18 protein-coding genes are annotated in these 21,796 nt (G+C 42.9%); 15 read left to right on the forward strand and 3 right to left on the reverse strand.

All coding sequences use genetic code 11. The annotated features are described in order from the left end of the window. The first annotated feature begins 382 nt into the window (after positions 1 to 382). The 13 genes from ETF27_RS06085 to priA all read left to right on the forward strand — a co-directional run bounded on the left by ETF27_RS06085 (position 383) and on the right by priA (position 14,201). Positions 383 to 571, forward strand: coding sequence for a hypothetical protein (locus tag ETF27_RS06085; protein WP_147785595.1), 189 nt, complete (start codon positions 383 to 385; stop codon positions 569 to 571). Between the two features lie 504 nt (positions 572 to 1,075). Further along, a complete protein-coding gene (locus ETF27_RS06090) occupies positions 1,076 to 1,672 on the forward strand; it encodes a hypothetical protein (RefSeq protein WP_130830116.1) in 597 nt (198 codons plus the stop codon). A 12-nt stretch (positions 1,673 to 1,684) separates the two neighbouring features. Then, on the forward strand, positions 1,685 to 2,242 hold the full coding sequence (locus ETF27_RS06095) for a cob(I)yrinic acid a,c-diamide adenosyltransferase (protein ID WP_130830117.1): 558 nt from the start codon (positions 1,685 to 1,687) through the stop codon (positions 2,240 to 2,242). 49 nt (positions 2,243 to 2,291) lie between these two features. Further along, complete coding sequence (locus ETF27_RS06100; protein WP_007368922.1) at positions 2,292 to 2,513, forward strand: DUF2795 domain-containing protein; 222 nt, start codon at positions 2,292 to 2,294, stop codon at positions 2,511 to 2,513. A 495-nt stretch (positions 2,514 to 3,008) separates the two neighbouring features. Next, a complete protein-coding gene (locus tag ETF27_RS06105; RefSeq protein WP_130830118.1) occupies positions 3,009 to 3,566 on the forward strand; it encodes a hypothetical protein in 558 nt (185 codons plus the stop codon). Beyond that, positions 3,563 to 3,868 (forward strand): helix-turn-helix domain-containing protein, encoded by a 306-nt coding sequence (locus ETF27_RS06110; protein ID WP_130830119.1) that lies wholly within the window; start codon positions 3,563 to 3,565, stop codon positions 3,866 to 3,868. Before ETF27_RS06105 ends, ETF27_RS06110 begins: the two co-directional genes overlap by 4 nt. 246 nt (positions 3,869 to 4,114) lie before the next feature. Then, positions 4,115 to 5,053 (forward strand): PorP/SprF family type IX secretion system membrane protein, encoded by a 939-nt coding sequence (locus ETF27_RS06115; protein ID WP_181951341.1) that lies wholly within the window; start codon positions 4,115 to 4,117, stop codon positions 5,051 to 5,053. Positions 5,054 to 5,064: 11 nt separating this feature from the next. Further along, a complete protein-coding gene (gene porK / locus ETF27_RS06120) occupies positions 5,065 to 6,552 on the forward strand; it encodes a T9SS ring complex lipoprotein PorK/GldK (RefSeq protein ID WP_130830120.1) in 1,488 nt (495 codons plus the stop codon). Next, positions 6,552 to 7,358 carry a type IX secretion system motor protein PorL/GldL gene (porL, locus tag ETF27_RS06125; protein ID WP_130830121.1) on the forward strand — a complete coding sequence of 269 codons (807 nt, stop codon included), beginning with the start codon at positions 6,552 to 6,554 and terminating at the stop codon, positions 7,356 to 7,358. Before porK ends, porL begins: the two co-directional genes overlap by 1 nt. Positions 7,359 to 7,424: 66 nt before the next feature. Then, complete coding sequence (gene porM / locus ETF27_RS06130; RefSeq protein ID WP_130830122.1) at positions 7,425 to 9,014, forward strand: type IX secretion system motor protein PorM/GldM; 1,590 nt, start codon at positions 7,425 to 7,427, stop codon at positions 9,012 to 9,014. Between the two features lie 62 nt (positions 9,015 to 9,076). Further along, positions 9,077 to 10,120, forward strand: coding sequence for a type IX secretion system ring subunit PorN/GldN (gene porN, locus ETF27_RS06135; protein WP_130830123.1), 1,044 nt, complete (start codon positions 9,077 to 9,079; stop codon positions 10,118 to 10,120). A 102-nt stretch (positions 10,121 to 10,222) separates the two neighbouring features. After that, positions 10,223 to 10,855 (forward strand): porin family protein, encoded by a 633-nt coding sequence (locus ETF27_RS06140; RefSeq protein WP_130830124.1) that lies wholly within the window; start codon positions 10,223 to 10,225, stop codon positions 10,853 to 10,855. A 1,060-nt stretch (positions 10,856 to 11,915) separates the two neighbouring features. Beyond that, positions 11,916 to 14,201 carry a replication restart helicase PriA gene (priA, locus tag ETF27_RS06145; RefSeq protein ID WP_130830125.1) on the forward strand — a complete coding sequence of 762 codons (2,286 nt, stop codon included), beginning with the start codon at positions 11,916 to 11,918 and terminating at the stop codon, positions 14,199 to 14,201. A 1-nt stretch (position 14,202) separates the two neighbouring features. On the opposite strand, the gene ETF27_RS06150 is transcribed toward priA, so the two are convergent. Next, positions 14,203 to 15,732, reverse strand: coding sequence for an outer membrane beta-barrel protein (locus ETF27_RS06150; RefSeq protein ID WP_130830126.1), 1,530 nt, complete (start codon positions 15,730 to 15,732; stop codon positions 14,203 to 14,205). Positions 15,733 to 16,378: 646 nt separating this feature from the next. Between ETF27_RS06150 and ETF27_RS06155 the strand changes: the two genes are divergently transcribed. Continuing rightward, positions 16,379 to 18,688 carry a hypothetical protein gene (locus ETF27_RS06155; protein WP_147785596.1) on the forward strand — a complete coding sequence of 770 codons (2,310 nt, stop codon included), beginning with the start codon at positions 16,379 to 16,381 and terminating at the stop codon, positions 18,686 to 18,688. Between the two features lie 143 nt (positions 18,689 to 18,831). After that, the gene (locus ETF27_RS06160) at positions 18,832 to 19,014 is read left to right on the forward strand and encodes a hypothetical protein (RefSeq protein ID WP_130830128.1); all 183 of its coding nucleotides are present in this window, start codon (positions 18,832 to 18,834) and stop codon (positions 19,012 to 19,014) included. 415 nt (positions 19,015 to 19,429) lie between these two features. On the opposite strand, the gene ETF27_RS06165 is transcribed toward ETF27_RS06160, so the two are convergent. Further along, positions 19,430 to 20,275 (reverse strand): IS256 family transposase, variant Zn-binding type, encoded by an 846-nt coding sequence (locus tag ETF27_RS06165; protein WP_147785597.1) that lies wholly within the window; start codon positions 20,273 to 20,275, stop codon positions 19,430 to 19,432. 329 nt (positions 20,276 to 20,604) lie between these two features. Continuing rightward, positions 20,605 to 21,561, reverse strand: a complete 957-nt coding sequence (locus ETF27_RS06170) for an IS256 family transposase, variant Zn-binding type (RefSeq protein WP_147785598.1) — start codon at positions 21,559 to 21,561, stop codon at positions 20,605 to 20,607. Between the last annotated feature and the right edge of the window lie 235 nt (positions 21,562 to 21,796).

Below are 21,796 nucleotides of genomic sequence, written 5' to 3' on the forward strand. Positions count from 1 at the left end.
GTGATGGCGGATTGAATATTTGGTATTAAAGAAGCAGTTTACCACCACCCGAATACGAATTGGAGACATAAGGAGAGATGGGTGCCATTCAGCATTTGGAAGAAAGCACGTAAAATTTCATGATTTGATACAATTTTGTGTGAGATTTCATAGAATTATTTAGGACACTATTGGCAAAACATTACAAGAATCCATCATTTTTAAAGAAACAATAAAAAAAACAAGACAAAACCTTGTGTAATCGCAAAAAACTTTGTTACTTTGCAATTTGAAATAAAAACATTAAGACCTCATCCCATCTTTGGGAACTGGAGTAAGTTTTCAAAAACGAGATAAGCGTCTCGAAACGCTAATTGTTAACAAAATTGAATGATACAAGTTTATGACGAAAAGAGTTTATGAAATTCCTTGCACACAGGAAATCGGCATGAATGAAAGAGAGATGATTTTAGCCGGGTCGGGTCCCGGTGGAAACGACATAACACCTCCGGATACCGGTGGGGACAGTTCGGGTACGACTACCGCAAAATACTTTACCCCGGATGACTATGATTTATGGAACGAAGATTGAGAAAGCACATTTTTTCTCTTCTTGACAGTTTCATTGCCCCAATTACCATGAAAGAGGGTTAACATTGTTTCCCCTTCATGATCTTTATGGTTTTGTTCTATGATTCCTCTCAATGCGAATAGAGAATATTGGCTTTCGGATGGCAAAAATATGTCTTTGCCATCTGAAAGTCAAATCTTTTAAGTTCCAACTATCAGCAAACAAACAAAACAAAGTGGTTGTTCCGCCACAGAGGTTAGTAAATCGTATCCCCCATGGGAATGGATTTGCAACGATTTACAAAGACTCACAATGAAAGAACAATGATTGGGAAATGTTTCGCAGCGCATATCTCAGCAAATAATAACGATTGCCCCTTTTTTGAGCAACGCATATACACAGAAGGGGAATTTTGTTTTTCTTGTAGCTAATCTCTTCAACATGAACAATCATATAATTTATTGACAATAAATTTTCTTTTCCGGTTTTTTTTTGTAAGTTTGCATTGCGTTACAGGCATGATGTATGGTTAAGTTACCTTATTCTATCCAACGGAGAATAATTTGGCTTCAACGAATTAAGTATGTGCAAGGTTTTGGAATTCAATCACCTTCTGCCTTTTCTTTTGTTCGTGAGGTCATTAATAATCATACTCATTATCAGGTCTATAATCTAATTGATTCCAAGCTGGATGGCCATGGACATTTAGAGAAGAAAAAAGCACGACTGCTTTATAGGATTATTCGTGCTTCCAATGCGCGGAACATGTTTATCGCTCAGAATTTATTTCCGGTTTTTTCTGCCTTCATAAATGAGGCAAATTCAAATTGCGAGATACATCTTCTCGACGAAACTTTGGAGTTGAGCAAAAACTCTACTGCCCTACCGACCCTTTATGTACTTTCTTCCACCACGCGCCCATCTCTTTTAGGCCATTTTTTGGACACAATCACTCCAAATGACATTCTCATAGTGGATGACATTCGAGACAATACATTTGGAGCGTTACTTTGGAAGACCGTCGTGAGTCATCACCGTGTTAGTTTTTCCTATGATCTCTATTATCTTGGGATTGCTTTTTTTGATAGCAGACCCAAACAAAACTATATTATTAATTTTTAAAACATTGCAGCGATGAGTAAAGTATATACAAAAACCGGCGACAAAGGCACGACCAGTCTCATTGGCGGAACTCGTGTGAAAAAATCGGATTTACGTATCGAGGCATACGGCACCGTTGATGAACTGAATGCTTATCTTGGTGTCCTTTCCTCGTATATAACGGAACCGGACACATTAAATCTACTCTCTGAAATTCAAAATGTGTTGTTCAATGTTGGTTGCAACCTTGCCATGGGAGATGATTTTAAGAAGGACTTGAAAGAATCTGTTGTTGATTCGATGTTAATCGATCATGTCGAAAAGATGATTGACAAAATGCAGGCAGCCATTCCGGAGTTAAGGCAATTCGTAATTCCCGGTGGAGCGCGTTCCGCCTCTTTTGCCCATGTTGCCAGAACCGTTTGTCGCAGAGCAGAGCGACTGATTATAGCTTTGGATGCCATTTCTCCCGTTGATTCAACCTTGATGGCTTACATTAACCGACTGTCTGATTATTTCTTCGTTCTCTCCCGTTATTTGAATATTATTGAGAATGTAACAGAAAAAACTTGGAAAAATCCTTGTAAATAAGAAATAAAGTGGTATTTTTGCACGCAAAACTTATGGCAAAATATAGCTTATGTATTGGACACTGGAATTAGCATCTAAGCTGGAAGACGCACCATGGCCGGCAACGAAAGATGAGTTGATTGATTATGCTATTCGATCAGGTGCACCTTTGGAGGTGTTGGAAAATCTTCAAGAAATAGAAGATGAGGGCGATGTATATGATAGTATTGAAGACATTTGGCCCGACTATCCCTCTAAAGATGATTTTTTATGGAATGAGGACGAGTATTAATCGCTCAAACAGCCACAAGAATGGCTTAGGGCGTTGAATATAAGCGATATAGAAGTTTTATAATAAGATTTCTATATCGCTTTTTTTAGGTCTTTTACCGCCAAATAAACTGCTCAAATCGCTATATTTTGATTCGAAGACATTATTTTCATAAAGTAGGGATATTCCCAATGGCATAACCCATTATATAAATCATTATGGCGATTGTGTTGATTACCCTGAAGAAGAATTCTTTAATGTAGAACATGAATTAAGTACAGGATATTATCCTTATGAAGACTTGCCAGATGTATTGGATGTATATGAAGGTAATGGAGAAAGCATTTGGAATTATCGACTAATGGATAGTGAGCGAGTGCAGGTTGGAGCAATAAACAGAGGCAAGAACTTTCAGGAAGAGAGAACGTTAAAAAGATTTTCAAAATGAAATATGCAACCTATAAGTTGCATATTTCGTTTTAAATGCCTATATTTGCATCAGGAAACATATTATATATGAAATTTGTAAGAGCCATAACAGGTTATAATCATCTTTGGGCAGTCAGAGATGAAGCAAAAGAAGCAGATGAGCTGACAATGCTTTTCCGCGAGTGGAGTAATGCCAACTATTTGCTTGATTTCTTTCTTGCCAATATAGATGATTTACAAAGATTCTTTCATGTTGAGAAGATAAGTGATGCCATTAAAGACACGATGGAAGATGCAAGAGCTCTTGAACGCCTGATATTAGACTTTCCATACACCGAACAGTTGGACGGACTTTTTCATCCATTAAGTCTGACAGACAACAGAATACATGAACTGACGCGTGAGAAAGCGCGTAATTGGGACAGAGAACGGCATGCAAGTTGGCTTCGGATATATGCCATAAGGATAGAACCTAATGTTTACATTGTAACTGGCGGAGCCATAAAACTCACAGCAACAATGCAAGACAGAGAACATACTCAAATGGAATTAGACAAACTCAATGCTTGCCGAAACTATTTGCAGCAGAATGGTATCTTTGATAAAGACAGTTTTGTGGACTTTTTTGAGGAGGATTTATTATGAAAGAGAAAACATTAAAATTTCTTGAAAGAAATCTCAGTAGCGAGCCTTCGACATTTGCCGAAGAAGCCAAGTGGAGACAAGACAATGAAGTGTGGCTTAAATGGTCGCAAGGCATTGCCATGAAAATTATTGATTATATGCAGGAGCACAAACTTTCACGTGCAGACATCGCATCACGTCTTGGTTGTTCTCCGCAATATGTCAGCAAGATATTGTCTGGTCATACAAACTTCTCATTCAAGAGTATAGCAGAAATAGAGAAGTGTCTGAACATTCATATAATGGAAAGTTCTTTCGCATGATTGATTTGTGTGTACCGCGCCTTTTATGGTCTTACACAACGAAACAAAATGATTAAAAAGGCTGATACGGCAGTAGAATCACTTGAAACTCAATACGTCTTGTTCCTCTTCGACGAGGATGAGTATTGATACTCTTAACTTAAAATAGGAAAGTGCAAAGGAATTCATTCGGATATTTCTTTGCACTTTTGTTATTTTATTTGCAAAAGTTTTACAATAAATATTATCCGCGTTCGTTATCACTTCGTGTTTAGACGTTTGCTTATTATATCAGGACTTTTTCTGTTTGTCGCGGATTTGGCCGTGGCACAATATGACGTATCATTCAGTCATTATTGGGCAATGGAGCCTTATTTTAACCCCGCCAGCGTGGGGAAAGATAATAAGATGAACGTAACAGGCGCGTATGCGCTCGACTTCGCCGGTTATGAGAATAGCCCGCGTTCGTTCTATGTGGGTGCGGATATGCCACTTTATTTTTTGAAGCAATATCATGGAGTGGGTCTTTCGCTCCTTAATGATCAAATAGGACTCTTTACTCATCAGCGCGTTTCTGGGCAATATGCTTTGCGGAAGCCGATTTTTGGAGGAATGCTATCAGCCGGCATACAGTTGGGGTTACTATTGGAGAATTTTGATGGTACGAAACTTGATGTGGAAGATTCGAGTGATCCGGCATTTAGCCGTTCCAAAATAGACGGTAACTCACTTGACCTTGGCTTCGGATTATACTATTTAAGAAAGAATTGGTATGTCGGCGCATCGGTTCAGCATCTGAACGCTCCGCTTGTTGAACTTGGCGAGACGAATGAAATACAAATAGATCGCACATATTATTTAACAGGCGGATACAATATTAAGTTAAGAAATCCGTTTCTTTCTATACCGACCACAGTGCTGGCACGATATGATGGGAATGGTTATAGGGCAGACTTAACGGCTCGGCTCGTATATAAGAATGATAAGAAAATGCTCTACGGTGGCTTGTCGTACAGTCCCACAAATTCGGTAACAGCCTATATCGGAGGTAGCTTCCATGGGATTAACATTGGGTATAGTTACGAAATGTACACAAGTTCCGCCGATCCCGGCAACGGAAGTCATGAGCTGTTCGTAAGTTATCAGACAGATATAAATTTACAAAAGAAAGGCAGAAATAAACATAAAAGCGTCAGATTTCTATAGAAACAACAGATATGAAAATGAGAAAAAGTATAGCAGTTCTTTGCTTGGGTATAATCATGTCAGGCACTCTTACCGGCTGTTTCGGGGGTAAGTCTGCCGCTTCATCGGGAAGAGGAGGTGAAGTGGTAGGTGTGAGTGGAAGAGCCTTCAAAGAACCAACCCCTTATGGAATGACCTTGGTAAAACGTGGATGGCTGAAAATGGGTATCGACAAGCAAGACAGTCTTTGGGGGAAAAACACACCGGTAAAGGACATCTCGGTCGATGGCTTCTGGATGGACGAGACGGAGGTGACCAACTCCGAGTACAAACAGTTCATTGAATGGGTGAAAGACTCCATTATCCGCACTCGCTTAGCCGACCCATCCTATGGGGGAGACGAAACCTATATGATTACGGAAGACAAGAACGGAGACCCCGTACCACCACATATTAATTGGAACAAACGCTTACCACGAAAGCCAAACGAAGATGAATTGCGCGCTTTTGAAAGCTTATATGTTACCAATCCCGTAACGGGAGAAAAAAGCATCGATGGCAAACAACTCAATTATCGATACGAAATTTACGATTATACAACCGCTGCCTTGCGACGCAATCGGTTGAATCCCGCGGAGCGCAACCTGAACACCGACATAGCGATTCATCCCGATGAGATAGTGATGATCTCCAAAGACACGGCTTATATAGACGATGAGGGAATCATTCATCAGGAAACGATCAATCGCCCCTTGTCAGGTCCATGGGATTTCCTGAATACTTACATTGTCAATATCTACCCCGATACGACTTGTTGGGTAAACGACTTTCGCAATTCCGACAATGAAACCTACCTGCGAAACTATTTCAGCAATGCCACTTATAATGATTATCCCATAGTAGGAGTAACATGGGAACAAGCAAATGCTTTTTGCGCATGGCGCACCAACTACCTACTGAAAGGCTTGGGTGGCGAAGCTCGTTTCATTCAGCGGTATCGCCTTCCCACAGAGGCAGAGTGGGAATATGCCGCGCGTGGAAAAAATCAAGATGAGTTTCCTTGGGAAAATGAAGACGTAAAGAGTGGCAACGGATGTTTCTATGCCAATTTCAAGCCCGATCGCGGTAATTACACAAAGGATGGCAATCTCATCACCAGCAAAGTGGGTATCTACAATGCAAATAGCAATGGGTTGTACGACATGGCAGGAAATGTGGCAGAATGGACTAGTACCATCTATACCGAGGCTGGCGTTGCCGCTATGAACGACCTAAACCCACAGTTGGAATATAAAGCGGCTGTTGAAGACCCTTATCGTTTGAAAAAGAAAAGCGTTCGAGGGGGTAGCTGGAAAGACCCGGAAAGTTATATACGAAGCGCATGGCGGACTTGGGAGTATCAAAATCAACCTCGAAGTTACATTGGATTCCGTTGTGTGCGCAGTTTGGCAAGTTCATCCAGTGAAGCTGCAAAGCAAGCTAAAAAGAGTTATAAGAAACGCAAAAAGAATAGAAGATAATGGCACAGTACAGCAAATACAATATTATCTATCAACTTCAGAAGTGGATTGATACCGTTCCCGGACAGACTTTCTTGAACTACGGCTATAGTTGGGGGGCATCTATCGTTATTTTGGGAGCATTGTTCAAACTTACCCATTTACCCGGTGCCAACACGATGTTGTTCGTGGGAATGGGAACCGAAGTAGTCGTGTTTTTTCTCTCGGCTTTTGATCGACCTTTCGATAAAACTGATGATGGAAAAGAAATCCCTACACATTTTAATGTAGATGAGGAAAACACGGAAGATTTGTCCGACCACCCGACCTCGGACAACACAGTTCCTCATTCTATTTCGTCTTCCATTCCACAGGCGGATAGAGACGCAAGACAAACAATGCCTTTAGCGGAGCAAATTGCCACGGCAGTGATTAACAGACAAAGTCAAGTGATTGAGAATGCCGAACAGCAGACACCGGAAATGGTAGAGGCACAGACCCATTACGTGGCAGCATTGAAAAATCTAACGGACATGTTGGATAAGGTGAATGACCAAAGTCAGCGTCTGACTCGAGACAGCGAAGAGATGGAAAACCTCAACCGGACGCTGACCGGAATAACCAAGGTGTATGAAATGCAGCTGAAAGGAGTTAGTCAGCAAATAGGCACCATCGATCAAATAAATGACCAAACTCGCAAGATGGCGCAACAGATAGAGCAGCTCAATGCTGTTTATGCTCGCATGATCGAAGCTATGACCGTGAACATGCGTGCTACAACACCGGTTGATAACGTTGTTCCTGCCCCACATTCCAATGCGGAATAGAGAGGCTGTTCGCATCTGTTTTCAACCAAGTTGTAAAAACACTTTGAAAAATTAGATAAGAAGTAAATGGCAATCATAAAGAGAAAGATTTCCCCCCGCCAGAAGATGATAAACCTGATGTATGTCGTCCTCATGGCAATGCTTGCGCTGAACATCTCTACCGAGGTGCTTAACGGATTTTCAATCGTGGAGGAAAGTCTGAACCGAACCACAGGAAACTCAACCAAGGAGAATGAAGCAATCTTTGGCGAACTGGAGCAAATGATGCAAAAGAATCCACAGAAGGTAAGAGAATGGTTCATCATGGCATCGACCGTGAGAAACATGAGCGACTCCTTGTTTAATTATGCACAAGAGCTGAAAGTAAAGATCGTGAGTGAAGCAGACGGAAAGGAGGGAGATCCATTAAACATCAGGAACAAAGAAGATTTAGAGGCTTCGAGCTTTGTAATGTTGGCTCCCGGAACGGGACAGGGACACAAACTCTTCAACGCAATCAACAGTTATCGTGAACGCATATTGAAATTTGTTACCGACCCGGTGCAGCGAAAAATCATCGCAAGCAATTTATCCACCAACGTACCCAATCCTTCCTTGAATAAGAATTGGGAAGAATACATGTTCGAGGATATGCCCACCGCCGCCGCGGTAACCCTGCTTTCGAAGCTGCAGAGTGATGTGCGCTATGCAGAAGGTGAAGTGTTGCACACGCTGGTGGCAAACGTAGGATTGAAAGACCTCCGCGTAAACAAGTTGCAGGCATTTGTCGTCCCCAATCAGACACGCCTTTATCCGGGCGAAACAATGACAGCACAAATGTTCTTGGCTGCGGTAGATTCCACCCAGCAACCACAAGTTTTTGTAAACGGACAGCGCATCAGTGGAAATCGAATCAACATAAAAGCCGGCAGCCCCGGACGGCATACGCTATCCGGCTATATCTTGATAAAAGACCTTGCCGGAAATGTGCTTCGGAGAAACTTCTCACAAGACTACTGGGTAACGGGAGGTCCGAAACCGGAACGCTACATCAGTCCTGACGGTATGCAGCGCACGCCACCTTTCGAGGGCATGGCAACCATTGCTGCCGATTTGATGAACGTGCTTTACGCCGGCTTCGACAATCCGCTGACGATTAGTATTCCCAACATGGGACAAAACGATGTTCGTGCCACAATGTCGGGCGGCACGCTGATTGCGCGAGGAGGTGGAAAATTCATCGCTCGCCCTTCAACTTTCGGACAACCGGTTACCATTACCGTTTCCGCCAAAGGCAAGACCATTGGTCAGTATCAATTCAAGGTAAGAAAATTGCCTGACCCATCACCTTATATCGCCATGGGAGGCGACAGATTTAAGAGTGGCGGCTTGTCGAAAGCAACACTGATGTCGGCATCCGGCATCCAAGCAGCCATCGACGATGGATTGCTTGATATTCCGTTCACCGTAAAGAGTTTCCGCACCGTCTTCTTCGATGCCATGGGCAATGCCGTTCCGTTGGCAAGTAACGGAGCTTCTTTCTCCGCTCAGCAGAAAGCGCAATTCCGTCACTTGAGCAGAAACAAGCGGTTTTATATAACCAATGTTGTTGTTCACGGACCTGACGGCACCACACGCACGCTGAATGGCAGAAACATGGAAGTTATAGTACAATAAACCTGAAGTGAAACATCCGTTACGCGTCTGTTTTCAAGACGCACGGTTTTAAGATATAGAACATGAAACGAATATTATTGATAGTATGTGTTGTGCTCACGGTCATGAATCTCTGTGCTCAACCCGCACGCAGCCGAGCCGGTCAACAAGGCAGAAACAAGTCGAACGCCGACGCGATTACCACTCGCGCGCAGATTTCTTTCCCCACAGCGGTACCCATGAACGAAGATGTGGTGTGGCGACGCGACATTTATCGCGAGTTGAACCTTACCGATGATGCCAATTCCGGGCTTTACTATCCCACAGAGCCTGTTGGCTCACAAATGAATCTCTTTACGTATATTTTCAAACTCATGATGTCAGGTCCGCGCCATGGTGGAATCAATGCTTATGAATATCGCATGGATGGAAATGAGGTCTTCAACGATTCTTCACGCATCAAGCCCTTGCAATTCCTCGACAACTATCATATCTATTATGAGCGCACCGACCGCGGCATCCGTTTGGATAATAGTGATATCCCCTCCGCTGAGGTAAAAGGCTACTATATAAAGGAGAGCGCATACTACGATCAGAACACTTCGACTTTCCATCGAAAGGTGATTGCGCTTTGTCCTATCATGTATCGAAACGATGAGTTTGGCACCGGAGCCGTGAAGTATCCACTATTCTGGGTGAAGTACGATGACCTCGCACCATATCTCTCCAAGCAAATGATAATGACAAGTAATCTGAACAATGCCGCCACGATGAGTGTGGAAGACTACTTCACGATGAATCGTTACAATGGAAAGATATATAAGACGAATAACATGCTGGGAAGAACCTTGTCGCAATACTGCTCCACTGACTCCGCCCTCACGGCTGAGCAGAATAAGATTGAGCGCGAATTAAAAGATTTTGAGAAGAATATTTACGGCAACCCGGCAGCCAAAGACAGTTTGAATAGCATTGCCGATACAAAAACCACAGAGAAAGCCGTAAAGAAATCTCGCAGCTCGCGGCGCGGCAGTCGTTCATCAACGCGTGCCACACGTCGTAGCTCCGGCAGCAATAGCAACAATAAGAGCGCAGCCCGGGTAACGGTTCGCCGCCAGCGGCATTAGTTTTTCGCAACGAAAGCCATGAGTTTTGTTTAGCAAATAATATTTTAAACCGGACGCTTGCCGTATCTATGAGATATCGTGAGCGTCTTAAACTTTATAGACATGAAGAAAGTATTTACATTCGCGTTAATTTTTGCGAGCCTTCTCTTTGCCTCCGGGATAAAAGCTCAAGGAGTGAAGTTTGGAGTTAAGGCAGGTTTGAACGTTACCGATTTCCACTTCTCAGGCGATGTGTTCAACAAGTCGAATCAGGCAGGTGGGTTTGTCGGACCTACCGTCAAATTCAGTCTTCCCCTTACCGGTCTCGGCATCGATGCTTCCGCGCTCTACGACTATCGCTCCGCCAAGCTCACCGATGCCAATGGCGAAGAACAAACCGTGAAACAGCAGCAGATAGCTCTCCCCGTGAATCTTCGTTATGCGGTGGGCTTGGGCAACACAGCCAATCTCTTTTTCTTTGCCGGTCCACAATGGGGCATCAATGTTGGCAATAAGGATTTCAATTGGACGTATGGCAGCAGCTATTCCTTGAAAAATAGCAGCTTCAGCGTGAATACCGGTTTTGGTGTAACACTTCTCAGCCATCTGCAAATCAGTGCCAATTACAATATCGCCATGGGGAAAACGGCTGACGTTAGTTTCTCCAATGCAGCGTCAAGCACTGCCAATGCCATTGTCGGCAAGGGCAAGAGTCGCAACAATTCTTGGCAGATAGGATTGGCATATTTCTTCTAATCAGCGATATAGCGTAATACAAACCGAGGACGCAACTTCCATAGCTGCGTCCTCGTTTTGTTTTTGGCGGTTAGATAATCAGCCTTGTGGTTATCTTAAAATACAAGATGATACAATTTCAAGACCATATCTTGAACTCCTACAAAGTATGCTATACCAATAAAGAAAATCATATAGAAAATCACAGTAATAACCCCTTTTCTATCTCTCTCCTTTATGGATTGAATTAAATCACGTGTTAGTGTGAAAATCATCCAAATGGTCCCAATAACTACATACCCTTTAAAGAGTATCCCTAAAATCTTCCAAAATAATTCCATAAATGTATCAAGGATTGATATACATTTACTATCATCTGATCAAGGTCAGCAAAGTATATCACTACAACACTAAATAGAAGTATTGCTGCCGTACTGATAGTCCATTTTCTATTTTTCTCTTTAATGGCACGGAGCAAGTTTTTAACTTGAACAATAAATGTAAAACACACACAGCCTATTACGAATATTTGAGCGGCTATAGCTAACAGTCCCAATAATAGCTTCATTTTTAGTAATTTAAATTTTAATATAAATTAATGTGAATGCAAAAGTATTTTTTTAACTTTATATAATCAAAAAATCAAAGTTAAAAAACGCAAACCATTGTTATATTTTTATTAATACACTCTCCATGCGAATAGCATCCACTTCTCCTTATGTCCCAATGTGTATTCAGGTGGTGGGAAACAGATTCTTTTATACCAAATATTCAATCCTGCCATCACTGCGAAATTATATTACAAAAACAGTGTCAGCAGCTCGCCTCTTAATCTGGTGATAATCAGGATAATACCAAACAGGATTTAAAAGGTAAGCTTTTGCACTCCAATACATGACCTTTTGCAGTGCAAAAGCTTAGCTTTTGAAAGACAACAGCTAAGCCTTGGAAAGACAGGTGAAGAATATTTAGGACACTATTGAGATTGAACATCAAATTGAAAATAAATATTTTATTTTCTGTTGAATATCCGTGATTTTACTTTGTGATTCTTTTGCTTTAGCCTATCTTTGCATACAAGATGAAATATGTAGAAGTGATATTGCCTTTACCCTTGGAGGGGACTTTTACTTATGCTGTGCCGGAACATTTAGAAACAATGGCACAGCCCGGTAGCAGGGTAGTCGTGCCATTGGGCAAAAGCAAGAAGTATGTGGGAATTTGCGCCACCCTGCCACACGAGGCTTCAAATCTTGTGGAAGGAGTGGAATACAAGAGCCTTTGCTCCGTACTCGATACTTCACCCATCTTGACTGAACGACAATTGGAACTTTGGCAATGGATAGCTGATTATTATATGTCGCCCCTTGGCGATGTCTATAAAGCTGCCCTACCCTCCGGGCTAAAAGCGGAAGAGGGCTACAGACCCAAGACGGAAACCTACGTTCGACTAACCGAAGACTATAATGACGGACAAGCCGTTACCCATTTGCTCGAAGGATTGAAACGTGCCACAAAACAGCAAAAGTTACTGCTCGATTATTTGCAATTGGCAGGCGTGTCAGAACAGCCTGACATGCGCATGAAGGAAATGTCGCTGAAGCCGGTAACACGAGACGAACTCCTGAACACGGCACATTGCGGTCAGCCCGTTCTGCGCAATCTGCTGGAGAAGCGCATCCTGACCACCTACAAAGAGGAGGTGGGGCGGCTCAATTCCACCGGGGACTATCATCCCGAAATGGTGAAGCCGCTGAACGATGCGCAGACGGTGGCTTATAACGCTATTCGCGAGCAAATGCAGTCGCATGATGTTACACTTTTGCACGGTGTTACCTCGTCAGGCAAGACTGAGATATACATCCACCTGATACAAAAAGCTCTCGACGAACACAAGCAGGTGCTTTATCTGCTCCCCGAAATAGCTCTCACCGTACAAATCATGGAACGCCTGCAACGAGTTTTTGGCAGTCGGCTGGGCATCTACCATAGCAGATATAGTGATGCCGAGCGTGTGGAAATTTGGACGAAACAACTCTCCGATGAACCTTACGATATTATTCTCGGGGCGCGGAGTGCTGTCTTCCTGCCTTTCAAAAATCCGGGGTTGGTCATCATTGATGAGGAACACGAGACAAGTTTCAAGCAGCAAGATCCCGCGCCACGCTATCATGCACGCTCGGTCGCTATCGTACTTGCCAAAATGTTCGGAGCCAAAACTCTGCTTGGCACCGCCACTCCCTCTGTGGAATCTTATCACAACGCATCGCGGGGAAAGTACGGATTTGTAACGCTCAATCGGCGTTACAAGGATATTCGTCTGCCGGAAATAGAAGTGGTTGATGTAAAAGACCTTCGCCGCCGCAAGATGATGCGAGGACCGTTCTCTCCACAATTGCTGGGAGCCGTTCGTGCGGCAATACAACGTGGTGAGCAAGTCATCTTGTTTCAAAATCGGCGCGGTTTCGCTCCCATGGTAGAGTGTCATGTCTGCGGTTGGGTGCCCAAATGTCCCAATTGTGATGTATCGCTAACCTATCATAAGAACATGGGACAGCTCACCTGCCATTACTGTGGTTACACCTATCGCGTTCCGGAAAGCTGTCCGAACTGCGAAAGCAAGGAAATTCGCAATCGCGGTTATGGCACCGAGAAGATAGAGGACGCCATCATGGAGTTATTTCCCGAAGCACGCATTGCCAGAATGGATTTGGACACAACGCGTTCGAAGAATGCTTACGAGCGACTGATCAATGACTTTTCCTCCGGGCGCACTAATCTGCTCATCGGAACGCAGATGATTTCAAAAGGACTCGACTTCGACAATGTTTCCATCGTGGGCATCTTGGATGCAGATACCATGCTCAACTATCCCGATTTTCGCGCATACGAGCATGCTTTCATGATGATGTGTCAGGTAAGTGGACGTGCCGGTCGTAAAGGAAAGCAAGGAAAGGTAATCCTCCAAACAAAAAACAAAGATTTACCCGTTATCCGACAGGTGGTTGCCCATGATTATCAAGGCTTTTTCAATGAGCTTATCGACGAGCGGAAAAACTTTCACTATCCGCCGTTTAGCAGGCTAATCTATGTCTATCTGAAACATCGCGATGACAATACCGTTAATTCGGCAGCGTTGGAGATGGGTTCGCGCTTGCGCGAGGTCTTTGGAAACCGAGTTTTGGGTCCCGACAAACCTGCCGTTGCCCGCATCAAAACTTTACACATTAGGAAAATAATGCTCAAGTTAGAAACGGGTATCGACTATCGGCTCGCCAGAACCTATCTTCTCCGCGCCAAAGAAGCTCTCTTGAGAGCAAAACGCTATGGAGCACTGCTGATTTATTACGATATCGATCCCCAATAATCTATAAATCGATGTCAAGCCCCACACCAAACACCTTGTTGGAGCGTGTGAAGTTATCGGTGTTTTGAGTTTTTACTTCTTTGCCATTGCCATCAATTACAGCCTCATACTCCTTGTTGAACTTTTCGTAGTTGGTGAAGAAGTAAGCAACATTCAGGTGCATTTTCTTCGTAAGCCTTACTTTTGCGCCGAGACCGAGACTATAGCTACTGGTAACAAAGCTCAAGTCTGAGAGGTATTTGCCGTCTCCCAGCCCATATTTGGTACGTTGTCCGCCACCACTAACCGTTATTGCAGGCGTAATGTCCCATTCCACTCCCGCAAGATATTCTCTTGTGTTACTGCTCAGATAACGCTGCTTATTCTTATCCATTCGCGCATCTTTGTCAAAATAATAGTGATAGCTTGCCATGACGCGCAAATTCTTGGTTATTTCATATTGTGCACCTACACCCAATAATCCCGGAAGGTCGTTAGGTGTGTTCACACCATCTTCAAACAACCCTGTATCATCGCGCTTGGTTTTATTTTCGATATTAAATTTTGTTGTCGTCTCGTACCTGGCACCAAAGTTCCATTTCCCTATTTTATAATCGATGCCAATAATAGGCGTAATCCCCCATCCGTGTTGCGTACAGTCAAGGTAACGATCCGCAAACTGTAGTTTTGCCTTATTAAGTTTGTCTGCACCCTCCTGATATTGCTTGGCCACACCCTCCAACTTCTGTTTCGTGGCAGGATCGGTGGCCTGTGCGGCCTGATTGGTGGCTTGAATGGCAAGCTGTGTCAATCCTTTAGCTCTGTTGTCGAACACATCATATACCTTTTGCGTCTGACCATCGATGTTTGCGGAAATATCAAGGATATTACCCTCATAGATATTATAAATGTAGTTGAAGCGTGCTCCACCATAAACTGCCAAATGTTCATTGACTTTATAGGTAAAGCCTAATTGCAATCCAAAATCGTATTGTTGACCATGGATATAGCTACTAAAACCGTAAGTAGGAACATCGCTTTTAATGCCTTGTTCATAGAGTAAAGCCGGTATCATTGCCAGTTGTCTTTCAAAAGAAGGCAAACCCTTGTTGAAAGTGGCTTTACCCCCACCTCCTACAATTCCAAACCCCAATTGAAATCCCCATTTGTCGTAGTTCCGAGCTATCTGGAAAGAAGGAATTATGGGAATTGATGTCTTCCCCGTGAAACTTTTATAACCCTTCTCATCGCCTCCGTTCAATTTGAATGGCTGATAAAAAGGTGTGCCTTGTAAGGCAGGAACCGTCATCAAAGAATTGATGGTTCGCGTTTGATAAACGTTCTGAATATTTAGGGAGACATGCCACCCGTTTGACAGAAACGCCACACCGGCCGGGTTGGAATAGACACCATCAATGCCGATGGCGCCCTCGCGTGCGAAGTTCCGGTTGAATGCGATGTTTTGATTTGTGTTCGTCAGCAACCCTCCGGCATGTGTAGTGCCGGCCAATGCCAATGAAAGTGCCATGATAATAAGCGTTCTTTTTCTCATTAAATAGAATATAAATTAGTAAATACTGTTCAAAATTGGTTGCAAAGGTAACAAAATTGTTCTTTAATTCCACAACTATTGTGCAAAAACTTCATTTTTGTATTACCATTTAGTCTTCGTTACCTAATTTAAGGATACTCCCTAAATCCATAACTAATTGTTTGCCGGTGTAATATATGATTTACACCTTTACACAAAGCCCCCGAACGACCCATCATGGGCAGAGTCGGGGGAAATTCTTTAAAAACTGACCTATAACTCATTTTGCAGACTGAAACATTGCTATCTTTCCGATGTACATTTACTTTATGGGCATTTAAGAAGTCTAAAAATTCAAAGTTACGCGAGTTCGGGATAAGAAAAGTTCTTATCCCGAACTCGCATATACAATAATTTAATTTTAATACCATTATGTTCTTCTTAACTATTTTTATGAATAAACATTTTGATAAATTATCAAAATAAGGTAAATTTGTCTTAGCTTAAAAAAGTTGATAGTAGAACCATCTGTTGAAAAGCGGATTACAAACAGACAAGCCCATAGTAGCTGTGGTACAGCCATAGAGTGATCATAGTTTATGCAATATTTAGTTTTGTATCCCCTCAATGATGTTATGTTATCTTAATATCTAAATTAAAATCATATATGAACAAAATTACTTACTCATTGCTCGCATTGATATTGGCATTCATGTCAATGCGATCAACATCAGCACAGACAGCCAATGGAACTCCATGGATGGGACACGCAATTGATCCAACGCAGAAACAATTCTATCTGATTGATAAGGATGGAAAAAACAACAGTATTACACAAGAGAACACTCTCTATCTGGTGAATGTAGCTGCCTGCAAAGAAGCGGGAAACTCGCGTATCTTTTTCAACCAGGGTGGTCACTGGGGTACAGAAGCCTCACTCTTTGAAATCGGCATACCAGTATGGCTCGTACACAGAGGTACAGGAACCAAAGGAAGTGCAATTGTGGAGCTGATTGGGGACTATCAACACCCTGACGCAGCAGACGGCAACCATATCGGAGTGATAACAGGATCTAGCGACCCTTCACATCAGACTGGTGATGATTTAGGAGTATACATCGATCGTTTAAGGGGCGAGAATGAAACTGCAGCCTATGTGGGCACCGATTGGGAACTTTTCAAGGATGATAACAAAAATAACGAATACTACATCCGTGCTAAAAATGTTGGTACGGACCGATTCGGAACTTACTATCTCACCTATGCCAATAGCGGTAAGACCGGAGCACGCAAGTATGTAATAGGTACAGAAAGATTTGCTTCTGGGACAAAATACAGAAAAGATGCCAACCGGTGGGTAATCGTCACGCGGAAAGATCTTATTGATAGGTTCGAGGAAACCCCAGGATCATATCGCGATCTTGCCGATGCCAGTTTTCTTATATACGACCAAAACCTCTCGCGCGAGAACGGTGCAGAGGCGGCATGGATAACCAATATACCCGAAGGAAGCACGGCAACCGTCAGAGTGGGTAATCTCCACTCGAGCAGAGCAGAGCACAAAAGTACCGAAGGCGATCATAAAAGTTTCACGCCACTCACCGAAACCGACAAACAATATACATCTTATCCCACTGGCTATCCGTCAGGAGTTTACCCACCTTACAATGTGATGTACGGACAGTTCTATAACGGAGAAATAAAAGGGGGTGTAGGACAATTTTATCAATATACGCAAAAAATTCAAAAGGCAGGTTTATACATGATATCCTGTCAAGGTTTCTACAAACCCGGGGATGGAAGCAAGAAGCAATATGCAGGATTAGCAACAAACTCGTTCACGGCAATACCAACCGGAAATCCGGAAGTGCCTTACCAAAAACAATACGTACAGATGACAGGAGCAGCATTCCCACTATGGAAAGAAGGCGGACCAACAAACTTAACAGAATCGGGAATGACCTTTTATGCCAACAAAGACAACTACATAACAAAGTCCATTGTGTGGGCCAACGAGGGAGATTATATCGAATTCGGAGTTATGGTGGAAAACCAAACATCCAACCCGGCAGAAGACTGGGCAGTTTTCGACAATTTTCAGATGAAATACCTTGGAGGACTATTCCCCATGTTTGAGAATTTCGAAAATATGATCCCCTATAATGCCTTTGGAGACCAGCAATTCCAGACTATGGCATTGCTCCGCAACTTCCAAATAAACAAGTGGAATTCTTTCATCGTTCCTGTCGATCTGAACAAAGATCAAATATACACTGCTTTCGGAAACAATGTAAAACTAGCAAAGCTGAAAGGGCTTGATCACGAAGGAAAGAATATTGCATTTGAGACAGTCGATATAGATGCCATCGGATGGGACGATATCGCCATACATAAAAATAAAGCCTACCTGATTATGCCAATGAAAGATGGAGAACGATATCTCGAGATAACATGGCCACCATTAGCCGAGGCACTTGGTAAAGAGACAGTGAAGACAACAGGTCCACATTACTTCTTGCCCGGTGTTTCGTTGAACACAAGCGACATTACAGCCATGAACGGCGAATCGTACAGAATGGCAGACGGAAAAACCATCACACTCAAAACCAACTTCTTCTACTCGAACGACAGCAATACAGAGCATGGGAAGATTCAGGCAAGCCCGGACAACTTCATCTATGTGATGAACAAGGGAGCACTCACACGCTACCAACACCCATTCGCACTGAAGGGAACACGATGGTATTTGGAATATACAGAAGATCAGCCAGGCGGTGCCAAAATTCTCATCACTGACCCAACAAAACCCAATCCAACGAGCATCGAAACCTTAAAAGAAGCTAATGAAAAAGGAAACAACCGCACGGCAAAAGGCATCTATGACATCAACGGAAGAAAGGTAAGTAACGGATCATCGACTGAAGACCTGCCAGTGGGCATATTTGTGGTTGATGGGAAGAAAATAGTTGTTTATTGATTAATGTGAAACAAAGCTTTACCCATGTGGCAGAGGATTTCCACACTAATCAAACAATACGGAAATCCTCTCCACAGAAGGATATGATTTTTCAAACATAAACTTTAAGAAAAGCATGGGCTAAAGAAAAAGATATCGAAAATATGAATAAGAAAACATACATCACTCCTGACATAACCATAGTGAATGTGAATATAGAGTATCACTTGTGTGATCCATCCACTACGAATGTGGGTGACAACCCTTTAGGTCCCATTGCGCCAGATCCAGGTGGTGAGGAAGAACCAACGGGCGCAAAGAGCTTCGAGCTTAACGAACAACCATAGGAAATAAAAGAATTACTATTCAGTAAAAACAATCGAATAGGAGGTAAACACTAATCATAGGTGTTTATCTCCTACTTTCGTGTTCACCGACCTCTCACACCACCGATGTACATTTACTTTATGGACTTTTAAGGTGTCTAAAAAATCAAAGTCAGGTGCTGTCCTTTGTAAAGAGCGAGACAGTGAAGAAAATGGAGTATTCAAGGAGTGGATTCCAACTGTAATGAACAAAGGTGCTATCCAATACCATCTGTTGGTTGTAAGTCGAGCTTTTGAGAGATGAGCGGATAATGCTCATGCCGAGCGTACACAAAAAAAGGCGTATAGCTCATTTTTGCGGCGTAATGGACATTTGGTAGGCTGAAAAAGCTCCAGATGTTTGTAATGGACAAATGGTAGGCTGACAATTTCTAGCCTACTTTGTTATATTCAGAAATCCATCAATAAACTTCTTTTTGTTGGTATCGCTTAATCCGTTATGGTTCAGTAAAGCTCTTTTAAGTTGTGAGTTGTAGCCTTCCAACATATTGGTTGTATTCGGTATGTTTACCTCCGTATGTTCTTCATATGTAAAGAGCCACTTGAGATGTGTTCTTAAAGACCTCTTGGCAGTCCTAAGTCGTCTGTGTGTATAAGTAGTCTTGCCTGAAATAAGAGTCGTTCTTTCATTCAGAAAATCCTCCCACCGGACACACCATTTACCAAATTCCATTAAGAACTGCTCCTTTCCGATGGTAAACATCTTCCTTGCCAATGCCAGCAACTCTATGCTTGCAGGCAAATGAGGGCTATTTGTCAGAAGCCTTCTGATGATTTGCAATTGATGAAACTGGCACATTTGTACCGGGCAGAAGGTTATAGCCTGTAAAAGCCCTGTGTGTCCATCACAGACTACCGCCACTATCTTTGTTCCTCTATCTTTTATATCTTCAAGTCCTGAGAGATACTCCTTGTTGGTTTCATTTTTAACAAATTTGCGATAAAGGAGCTTTCTCGAAGTTGCATCTTGGAATAACATTACACCAAATGTTCTGGAGAAATATGTTGTATCAATTATGACAGTTGCTTCCTTAGGAAAGGAAGGGGTAAAACTCTCTGCTACCAACTTCAGTTTCCTGCGTATTGTTCTCTCCGAACATTTATGCATAACTGATAGTTCTTTGACGGTTCGTTTCTCTGTCAGATAGCTTTGCCATAATGTTGTACTGTCAATGCGGCGACCGCCTTGAAATTGCTTCTTGCAATCACCGCAAAAATACATTTGCAGCCCCCGACGATGACCGTTCTTTTTAACATTTGAGCTGCCACAGAATACACATGTTTTTTATTCATAGGTTTTCAAATGGCACAAAGGTAATAAATAAAGGACATCTGGAGCTTTTCAGCCTACCAAATGTCCATTACGCCCATTTTGCAGGCTGTTTTTTTGTATTAGGTGTTCAATAGCTCAAATTGCAGGCTGGCTTTATTCAGAATATTCAAAGAGTTTATATACCTTTGCCATGCAGTCTGAAGCATAATGGGGCTCTGCTGGGGAGCAACTCCATGAGGAATAGGATTGTATAAAACGACAAGTATGAACAGGATCCACTACGGGTGTGGTTCCTGCTTTTTCATACTTTGAGTTTCTATCAATGCCAAGAAAAACCCATTGATGAACCTTTTGCGATTCTCTTGTGTAAGTCCGCTATGATTGTTCAAGTTTTTCTTCAGGTCAGTGAATGTTCCCTCAATCTTGTTGTTAGTATTGGGCATTCCTCGGCAGTCCTCCCGCTGGCAGGTAAAGAGATAAGGCAAGTAGAAATCAAGGCTGTTCATGGCTGACCTCAACCGTCGGTGCGTATAATGCAGCCTGCCGTCCTTGTGCAGGCTGCGGTGTTCTATCGTACCCTTCCACTTTTCCTTCCATGCTTGATATTCGCTCCTGAAATCAGCCTCGTGGATTCGATGCAGCCTGTCCACAAGAGCCTTTAAATCCCGGCTGGCCAGCATTCTTGGATTCTGCGTAAGATACCTTCTGACAATCTGCTTCATGTGGAACTGACACATCTGTACATGATACTCGGAGAAAGACTTGAAGAGGCTCTTTTTCCCGTCAATGATTAGACCGCGTATGACATATCCACGCTTCTCAATACTGACGACTGCGTCTTCATAGTCCTTCACTGTCTCGCTCTTTACAAAGGACAGATAGAGAGGCTTTCCGCTCTCCGTATCCAATGCGAGCAGCACACCGAAGTTTCGACCCCAATACGTTACGTCCAGATGGACAAAACCGCTTCCGTTTAGTGGAGGTTGCACCCACTCACACTTGATGTCATGCAACCTACGCTTGACCGTAGAGAGGCTTATCCTGAAGCGTACCGATAGTTCATTGATCGTCTGCTTCTGTTGTTGATAAGCAGTCCACAATTCATCATCGCTCACTTGGAAACCGGAGCGAAACTGATAGCCGCAATCCTGACATTTATACAGTTGTACACCTTTGCGAACACCATTCTTTTTCGTGTGAGTACTACCACACGCACGACATCTCATTTTGAACATACTAACTTTGAATTTTGAGGCAACTTAAATGCCCATAAAGTTAGTATACATCGGAAAGACACCTATGTCTCAGCCTGCAAAATGAGCTATTGAGCAATGTGAATCGTCAATTTAGTGCTGAAGGTATCTTGAATGGGCGAAACATGTGTATATATCGAATGGCATGACACTTTTCAGCCTGCAAAATGAGCTATAGGCCCAAAAAAAAGCCTCACGGATTTCTCCGTGAGGCTTC

The organism is Prevotella brunnea, assembly GCF_008016795.1.
Taxonomy (GTDB): domain Bacteria; phylum Bacteroidota; class Bacteroidia; order Bacteroidales; family Bacteroidaceae; genus Prevotella; species Prevotella brunnea.